The 8,044-nt window shown below is 62.3% G+C and carries 5 protein-coding genes; 4 read left to right on the top strand and 1 reads right to left on the bottom strand.

The window, feature by feature from the left end; genetic code table 11:
* Positions 1-24: 24 nt before the first annotated feature.
* From ABSG20_RS23985 to ABSG20_RS23975, 3 genes are read left to right on the top strand one after another with little or no spacing between them, the layout of a single operon-like run.
* Positions 25-444: a globin family protein gene (locus tag ABSG20_RS23985; RefSeq protein ID WP_423866989.1), complete on the top strand. Its 420-nt coding sequence runs from the start codon at positions 25-27 to the stop codon at positions 442-444.
* 8 nt (positions 445-452) lie between these two features.
* Entirely contained in the window at positions 453-1,670 is a 1,218-nt protein-coding gene (locus ABSG20_RS23980; protein WP_423866988.1) for an NAD(P)/FAD-dependent oxidoreductase, read from the top strand.
* A gap of 15 nt (positions 1,671-1,685) precedes the next feature.
* Complete coding sequence (locus tag ABSG20_RS23975; protein ID WP_423866987.1) at positions 1,686-4,406, top strand: molybdopterin-dependent oxidoreductase; 2,721 nt, start codon at positions 1,686-1,688, stop codon at positions 4,404-4,406.
* Positions 4,407-4,971: 565 nt separating this feature from the next.
* Here the strand turns inward: ABSG20_RS23975 and ABSG20_RS23970 are convergent.
* Positions 4,972-6,339, bottom strand: a complete 1,368-nt coding sequence (locus tag ABSG20_RS23970) for an O-antigen ligase family protein (RefSeq protein WP_423866986.1) — start codon at positions 6,337-6,339, stop codon at positions 4,972-4,974.
* Between the two features lie 212 nt (positions 6,340-6,551).
* Here ABSG20_RS23970 and ABSG20_RS23965 point away from each other — a divergent pair, with 212 nt between their 5' ends.
* Complete coding sequence (locus ABSG20_RS23965; RefSeq protein WP_423866985.1) at positions 6,552-7,649, top strand: acyltransferase family protein; 1,098 nt, start codon at positions 6,552-6,554, stop codon at positions 7,647-7,649.
* Positions 7,650-8,044: the final 395 nt, after the last annotated feature.

The raw sequence follows: 8,044 nt of genomic DNA, 5'->3' as shown, positions 1-8,044 counted from the left end.
AAACAATAAATAAAGGAGCCAACCATGACACCAGACCAAGTCACGCTCGTGCAGCACAGCTTCGCCAAGGTCGCGCCAATCTCGGAAACCGCGGCGGTATTGTTCTACGACCGTTTGTTCGAGGTCGCGCCCGCGGTAAAGTCGATGTTTCCCGCCGACATGACCGAACAGCGCAGGAAGTTGATGGCGATGCTGGCCACGGTGGTCGGCGGCCTTGGCAATCTCTCTTCGATTTTGCCGGCCGCAAGCGCGCTGGCCAAGCGCCACGTCGGCTACGGCGCCAAAGCCGAGCACTATCCCGTGGTCGGCGCGGCGTTGCTGTGGACCCTGGAAAAGGGACTTGGCGAGGCTTGGACACCCGAAGTCGCTGACGCATGGACGACGGCTTACGGGACGCTGTCCGGCTTCATGATTTCTGAAGCCTACCCTCGAGCGGCCGAGTAGGAAGCACCATGGGCGAGCCCTTGGTCGTGGTCGGCAATGGCATGGCCGCCGCGCGTCTGGTCGACGAACTGGCAAAGATCGCGCTCGGGCGTTATGCGATCGCCGTGATCGGCGACGAGCCGCGGCTGGCCTATAACCGCGTGCTGCTGTCCTCGGTGCTGGCGGGCGAGACCGCCTCGCATGATATCGAGCTCAGGCCGGCTAAGTGGTGGCGAGACCGCGGCGTCACCTTGAAATATGGCTGCCTCGCTACCGAGATCGATGTCGGCCGGTGCGAACTCAAGATCGCCAGTCACGAAAGCATAGCCTTTTCCAGGCTGGTGCTGGCCACCGGCTCGACGCCGCTGCGGCTCAAGGTGCCGGGCGCCGATCTGGTCGGGGTGCACACCTTCCGCGACAGCCGCGACGTCGATCTCCTGCTGACGCTCGCAGCGCGGAAGAAACGCATCGTCGTGGTCGGCGGTGGGTTGCTCGGGCTGGAAGCGGCTTACGGCCTGGCCAAGGCGGGCGCGCCGGTGACGCTCATTCATCTGATGGACCGGCTGATGGAACGTCAGCTCGATGCCCCGGCAGCCGAACTCCTGAAATCCCTGGTCGAACGCAAGGGCATCAGCGTCCTGCTCAAGGCCGATACCGCGCGCCTCCATGGCGAAACCTGCGTCGAGGCCATCGAGCTGGCGGACGGACGCAGGATCGCTGCCGATGCGGTGATTTTCGCCGCCGGCATCCGGCCCAACGTAGCGCTGGCGAAGGACGCCGGCATTGCGGTCAATCGTGGCATCGTCGTTGACGATCATCTCAAGACCGGCGCGCCGGATATTTTCGCGCTCGGCGAATGCGCCGAGCATCGCGGTATCTGTTACGGCCTGGTGGAACCGGCTTACGAGCAGGCGCGGGTGCTGGCGCAGCACCTCGCCGGACGAACCGCCGCCTATCGGGGCAGTGTGGTTGCGACCAACCTCAAGGTTTCCGGCGTCAGTGTGTTTTCCGCCGGCGACTTCCTGGGAACTGATGGCAGCGAAGCGATCGTACTCTCGGATGTCAGGCGCGGCACCTACAAAAAGCTGGTGATATCGGATGGAAGGCTGACCGGCGCGGTTCTGGTCGGCGATGTCGGGGATGCGCTCTGGTATCTCGAATTGATCCGCAGCCGGCAGCCGATCGCCGCAATTCGCAACGACATGATGTTCGGCCGCTCGCTTGCCACCCAGTCGGAGGCGGCGTAACCCCGGATTAGTCCCATGACAGTCGTCGATCCCGCCCTTGGCACCACACGCACCACTTGTCCCTATTGCGGGGTTGGCTGCGGCGTGCTGGCGACACCCGACGGCGCTGGCGGCATCGCGATATCGGGCGATCCCGATCATCCCGCCAATTTCGGAAGGCTGTGTTCGAAGGGTTCGGCGCTCGGCGAGACCCTGGGTTTTGAGGACCGGTTGCTCTATCCGATGATCCGCTGCAGCAAGGGCACCATGGAGCGGGTGGCCTGGACCGACGCGCTCGACCATGTCGCGCATCGCTTTGCGCATATCACCAAGCGCGACGGCCCCGGAGCGGTCGCTTTCTATCTCTCCGGGCAGCTCTTGACCGAGGATTACTACGTCGCCAACAAGCTGATGAAGGGCTTCGTCGGCAGCGCCAATGTCGATACCAATTCGCGCCTGTGCATGGCGTCGTCGGTCGCCGGTCACCGCCGCGCGTTCGGCGCCGACACCGTGCCGGGTTGCTATGAGGATCTTGATGAGGCCGACCTCCTGGTGCTGGTCGGCTCCAACGCGGCGTGGTGCCATCCGGTTCTGTTCCAGCGCATGCTTGTCAACAAGCAGAAGCGTGGCGCGCGTATCGTGGTGATCGATCCGCGCCGGACCGATAGCGCCGGCGATGCCGATCTGTATCTCGGACTGAAGCCTGGGACCGATACCGCACTGTTCAGCGGGTTATTGGTGCATCTTGCCGATACCGGCGCGCTCGACGCCGGCTATATCGAACGTCACACCACCGGCTTCGAAGAAGCGCTGGCGCGGGCGCGCAGCATCGCCGGCGGCGGGGCGGCAACTGCGCTGGCAACGGGCCTGCCCGAGTCCGACGTCACCGGCTTCTTCCAGATGTTTGGGTGTACACCACGGGTGGTCACGCTGTATTCGCAAGGCGTCAACCAGTCGGCGCAGGGCACCGACAAGGTCAATGCCATCATCAATTGCCACCTCGCCACCGGACGAATCGGCAAGCCCGGCGCGTCTCCGTTTTCGCTGACCGGGCAGCCCAATGCGATGGGTGGGCGCGAGGTCGGCGGGCTCGCCAATCAGCTCGCCGCGCATATGGCTTTCACGCCGCCGGATATCGACCGGGTGCGCCGGTTCTGGAAGGCGCCGCGCATCGCTACCCATGAGGGGCTGAAGGCGGTCCAGATGTTCGATGCGATCGGGCGAGGCGAGATCAAGGCCCTGTGGGTGATGGGCACCAATCCGGCGGTGTCGTTGCCGGACGCCGACGCCGCCCGCGCGGCCTTGAGCAAACTCGAACTGTTCGTGATCTCGGAGAATGTGCGTTCCAACGACACCGTCAATGCGGGTCCGCATGTGCTGCTGCCGGCCCAGGCCTGGGGCGAGAAATCCGGCACGGTGACCAATTCGGAACGGCGTATCTCGCGGCAGCGCGCCTTCCTGACGCCGCCGGGAGAGGCCAAACCGGACTGGTGGATCGTCAACGAGGTCGCGAAAAGGCTCGGTTTTGGCGCGGCATTCAACTTCGGCTCGGTGGCGGAGGTGTTTCGCGAGCACGCCGCGCTGTCGGCGTTCGAGAATCGCGGCGGCCGCGATTTCGATATCGGCGCGCTGAAGTCGCTGTCGGATGAGGCGTTCGATGACATGGCGCCGGTGTTGTGGCCGATGCGCGAGGGTGAAGCGCCGCAGCCGCGGTTTTTCGGCGATGGCGGATTCTTTGCCGGCGATCACAGAGCACGCTTCGTCGCGCCGGCCATTCCGGCCCTGCGCACGGAGACGACGGCAGCACGGCCGCTGCGGCTGAACACCGGCCGCATCAGGGATCAATGGCACACCATGACCCGCAGCGGCATGACCCCGCGGCTGGGCCAGCATTTGCCAGAGCCGTTTGTCGAGGTTCATCCCAACGATGCGGCAAGAACCGGGGTGGAAGATGGCGGCTTCGCGCGCGTCACGACCGACTACGGACAATGCACGCTCAAGGTCACGGTCAGCGAGCGGCAGCAGCGCGGAATGTTGTTTGCACCAATCCATTGGAGCGACGAGACGGCCTCCTCGGCCCGGGTCGGTGCGCTGGTGGCGCCGTTCACCGATCCATTTTCCGGCCAGCCCGAGAACAAGGCTACGCCGGCGTCGATCGTTCCTTGCGAATACGTCTTCCGCGGTTTTGTCCTGTCGCGGGTAGCGCTGGCATTGCCTGACCACGCCTGGTGGACGCGCGTGGCCGTGGCGGGCGGTTTTGGGTATTTGTTTGCCGATAACGCCGATCTCGCGGGCTGGCCATGCTGGCTACGGGAGGTCGCCAGCGGCGATTTTGCCGAATACCGGGATTTTAGCGGCGGCATCTATCGCGCCGCGTCGTTTGTCGAGGACCGCATCGAAACCTGCCTCTTCGTCGGTCCCGCCCGCGATGCCGGCGACTGGAATGTGGTCAAGAACCTGTTCGCCGCGGATCGGCTCAGCGACGATCAACGCCGGATGCTGCTGTCAGGCAAATCGGCGGACGGCTTGGCAAGCGCCGGCCCGATCGTCTGCGCCTGCTTTGGCGTCGGCCGCAATACGATTTGCGAGGCCATCGCCGGCGGTGCGGGCAGCGCTGCCGAGATCGGGGTGCGATTGAAGGCCGGCACCAATTGCGGCTCGTGCATTCCCGAAATGAAGCGCTTGATCGCGCAGGTGGGTGTCAAGGGTGCCGGCCCAGATCCCGGACAACGTCAGGTCGTCCGGGCGGCTAGCTGACGCGCGAAGCGAACACCGGCTGCCTGCCGCTGCCGTTGCGCGAGGCCTCGTCACGTCCGGCACCGGACAGCTTTGCGCGAGCAAGCGGCCTCAGGCCGTTTGCGGTCTCCACGCGATGAGGCCTTGCGTCCGCGCCCGTACCTCGGGCGAGGCGAGACAAGTGGCGACCGCCTCGTAGCCGGGGGCACCGGGATAGGGTGCGACGCCGATCGGCGGGCTGTGATTGGCGGGACAGAAGATGATCGCCTCCTCCCGTGTTTTGCCGCTGCCCAAACGGCCGTAAATCGCTGAGTTCGAAGCGTTCGCCGCCCCAAGGCCAGGGCGGAGACGCCAAGCCGCTGAGCGGCTGCGGAGGGGACAGGAATGGGGCGGAAGCGCTCACGAATCACCTCGTTGTTGGCTGACCGCGGTCCTTATCGGGGCAGTCCCAGGGACCGGGTCAAGCGGGTGGTCGCGGCGCACAGGTAAATTTCTCCGCCGCAGAGAGCGCGTTGAGCTCATGTTCAGCGCGCGCTCCTCCAAGGCTTGCGGTCTATGATGTCTGCCAGGCGCATGGGGCAGGCATCTACGCGGAATAGCCCGGGTCCAAGCTGCTTTTCGCGACCGGCAGCGGAGACGTCGCGGTTTCCCCGGCCCGTTTCAGGGCAATGATGCCGATGGCCAGCCCGAGAAAAAATTGCTCCATGTTGGACCGGCCAAATGCGCCGGAGAGTTGCAAGCTGACGAGATCGTAGACATAGATCGTAAAGACTGATTTTTCGGCCGCCGAAAACAGCTGCCAGCGCCGCAATGCAGCGACCACCGGAAAGAACGTGACAAAGGCGAAAGGGATCAAACCGGCAATTCCCATTTCGTAGATGATTTCGAGGAAGATATTATGGGGGTAGTATTTGGACCCTTCGGCCGAGCGAAGCGGCCAATCCGGAGGACCGAAACCTTCATTTACAGGGAACATGCCGAGGCCCCGACCGAACGGCAGCAGAGTTGGCTCGCTCACAATATGGTGCAGCGTTCGCGACCAGATCTGCAAGCGAAACTCCGGGTCCGAATCATGAAGCTCGCGAATGGTGCGGGAAATCGCGTCCGGTGCGACCGGATCGACGTCGCGATCCTGGATGCCGTAGCGATAAAAGATCCCCGAGGCGATCGTTGCCGCCAGGATTACCGCGGTGAGGGCTAGAGTTGCCGTCTTCTTCGACCGGACCCAGCAGGCCGAAAATACCCGAAAGAGGACGCCGCCGACCAGCGCAACCATCGCCCCTCTTGCGGCAATGTGAAAAAGAAAGAGCAGCAGGATTGGCAGCGCGCCATAGACGACGGCGAGTTGGAAACGGTTTGAAACGAGTCCGAGGGCGGCCAGCATGCCCAGCGCCAAAATAAGCCCGATGTTCTGGTGAAATGTGTTGAAGATGATGGGAACGCCGACCCCGAAAATGTCGTTGATATGATTTCCGCGCATCACGTCGCCGAACCGAACGGAGTGCTGCACGATGATGAAGGCATAGATCGCCGCCGCGACTACAAGCACCAGCATGACCGTCCGCAACGCGCGCGCCGCGGCGAAACCGAAGATCAGAAACATCCCGTGGAAGATCAGGATGCCAGCGAGGTGGGTGATCGGCACGGCGGCAAGCGAGTGCGTCAGAAAGTTGACGATGACCACGCCGTAGAACAACGCGAGTGCGACCAGCAGGTCCGTGACCTGGATCGCGTCATTGCGGAGCTGGCGCCAGTTCGCGGCAACCAGAGTGATCCCCAGCGCGCTGGCTAACGCAAAAATAGTGGTCGAACCGATCAGGTAGAACGGAATGAATGTTTTTGCGAAGGCCGTGACCGTGACGACCGCCGCCATCAATCCCGTCAAGGTCCGTGTGTCGTGACTAACCCGCATGTCCCTGTGACACCCCGCCGAAAACCACGATGCAGGCTCCATGCTTGATCGCCACGTCCGCAAATAATCGATTGTCGTCTGGAAGGGGGACCGAACCGTATCGCGGATACCAATCCTTCGGCCCTGCGCCGTGCGAAAAACAACCTGCCACCAAGTAACGGGCCGGCATATTCGTTGGATCGCTGCGGCTAGTGAATGGCGGTATTCTCGGCTAAACTAAGCCTCGAGCTGTTTAAATTCCACTTAAAAAATGCATGACGTTGAAATTTCCGGCGGAGAACTTGCGGCCAGCCATTGCGGCTGCGGCCCCCGATGTGGCGGTGGCCGATCGAAGGGATCGCCTGCTGTTGCTGCAGGTTGGCAGGGGCTTGGCCGCGGTCGGCGTGGCGATAAGCCATGCTCGGCTCGGAACCAGCGCATTCGTCGAGCCTATTCCCGGCTGGTTGATGGCCATACTGGCAAAGGGATTTCTCGGAGTAGATTTTTTCTTCGTGTTGTCCGGCTTCATCATACTCAACTCCCATCTCGACGACGAATCGACCTTGCGTGCGCTGAAATCCTACGTCCTCAAGCGGGTCGCGCGCATTTACGTTCCGTATCTGCCGGTTTGTGCGGTCGTGATCCTGAGCTACCTGCTTTTCCCGTCGCTCAGCAACGTCGACCGGGATTGGGGGTGGTGGACGAGCATCTTTCTGGTGCCGTCGCAAAATCCACCGGCTCTGGTCGCGGCGTGGACGCTGATTCACGAGATGCTGTTTTATACCATTTTCGTGCTCTTCTTTCTTGGCAAGCGCGTGTTCCTGTTCGCGTCAGCAGCCTGGACCGTCGCGATCATTGCCAATCCCCCGACTGCCGGGTTTCTGGCGCCGCTGTTCTCGACGCTGTTCGATTCCATCAACATCGAGTTCATGTTTGGAATGATCTGCGCGCTGCTTTACCGCAAGATCACCCATTTGGTCGAGCATTCGGGATGGGCCGCATTGGCGGTCGGGGCCGCGGTGGCCTGCGCCTATTTCCTGGTCGCGCAGGGCGAGGGCGCGGACCGGCTGTTATTCGGTCTGGGCGCGAGCTTCATTTTGCTGGGAGCGGTACTGCTCGAACGCCGTATCAGCGATCGAATTCCCCGCTTTCTTGTTCGCCTTGGAGATGCGTCTTACGCAGTTTACCTGCTTCACAATCCCATGATTTCGCTGACATCCCGGGCCGCGGCCAAAATCGCCGTGGTCGACCGCTGGTGCGGCAGCCTGATCTTCTCGATGATATGCGTGATCGGGTCGGGGTGGCTATATCATACACTTTTTGAAAGACCTGTCCTCAGTGCCTTACGCAAGATCATCAAGGCGCGGAGCTGATATCACCTGCCAAAGCTGGACCAATCCGGCAAGTCAGAGCCGATCGGGCCGAGTTGCACATTCCGACACAGCACGAAAGGAACCATGGCGGCGGCGGTGATGCAGGCCCGGATTTGCGGGCAAACTCCGGGTTGAACAGCCGGCAGCGATCCCCAAATTGCCGCGGCGATTGTTATCGTCGTCAGGGCGGGGCAATTGTGGCTCCCAATCGAAATTATGATTAACGCGCCATTGGCCGGCATTGATGCGGTCCGGCCCATCCGGATCGCCAAATTTGCTTGGTTAATCATTCGCTAATGGTGTATCTGAAAGGCAAATTGGGTGTTGCCTCCGGAGCTTCCGCATGTCCGATCTCGTCGACGCGAAATACTATCAGCAGGCGCCTGACGAAAGTT

Origin of the sequence: Bradyrhizobium sp., assembly GCF_049512235.1 — a bacterium.
Lineage (GTDB): Bacteria > Pseudomonadota > Alphaproteobacteria > Rhizobiales > Xanthobacteraceae > Bradyrhizobium.
The sequence above is the reverse complement of the archived record's forward strand: the minus strand, read 5'-3'. Positions and strand labels throughout refer to the sequence as shown.

Coding starts and splice junctions, on each gene's coding strand:
- ABSG20_RS23970 (WP_423866986.1), bottom strand. CDS start 6,339: ATGGAGCCTGCATCGTGGTTTTCGGCGGGGTGTCACAGGGACATGCGG.
- ABSG20_RS23980 (WP_423866988.1), top strand. CDS start 453: ATGGGCGAGCCCTTGGTCGTGGTCGGCAATGGCATGGCCGCCGCGCGT.
- ABSG20_RS23975 (WP_423866987.1), top strand. CDS start 1,686: ATGACAGTCGTCGATCCCGCCCTTGGCACCACACGCACCACTTGTCCC.
- ABSG20_RS23985 (WP_423866989.1), top strand. CDS start 25: ATGACACCAGACCAAGTCACGCTCGTGCAGCACAGCTTCGCCAAGGTC.
- ABSG20_RS23965 (WP_423866985.1), top strand. CDS start 6,552: ATGACGTTGAAATTTCCGGCGGAGAACTTGCGGCCAGCCATTGCGGCT.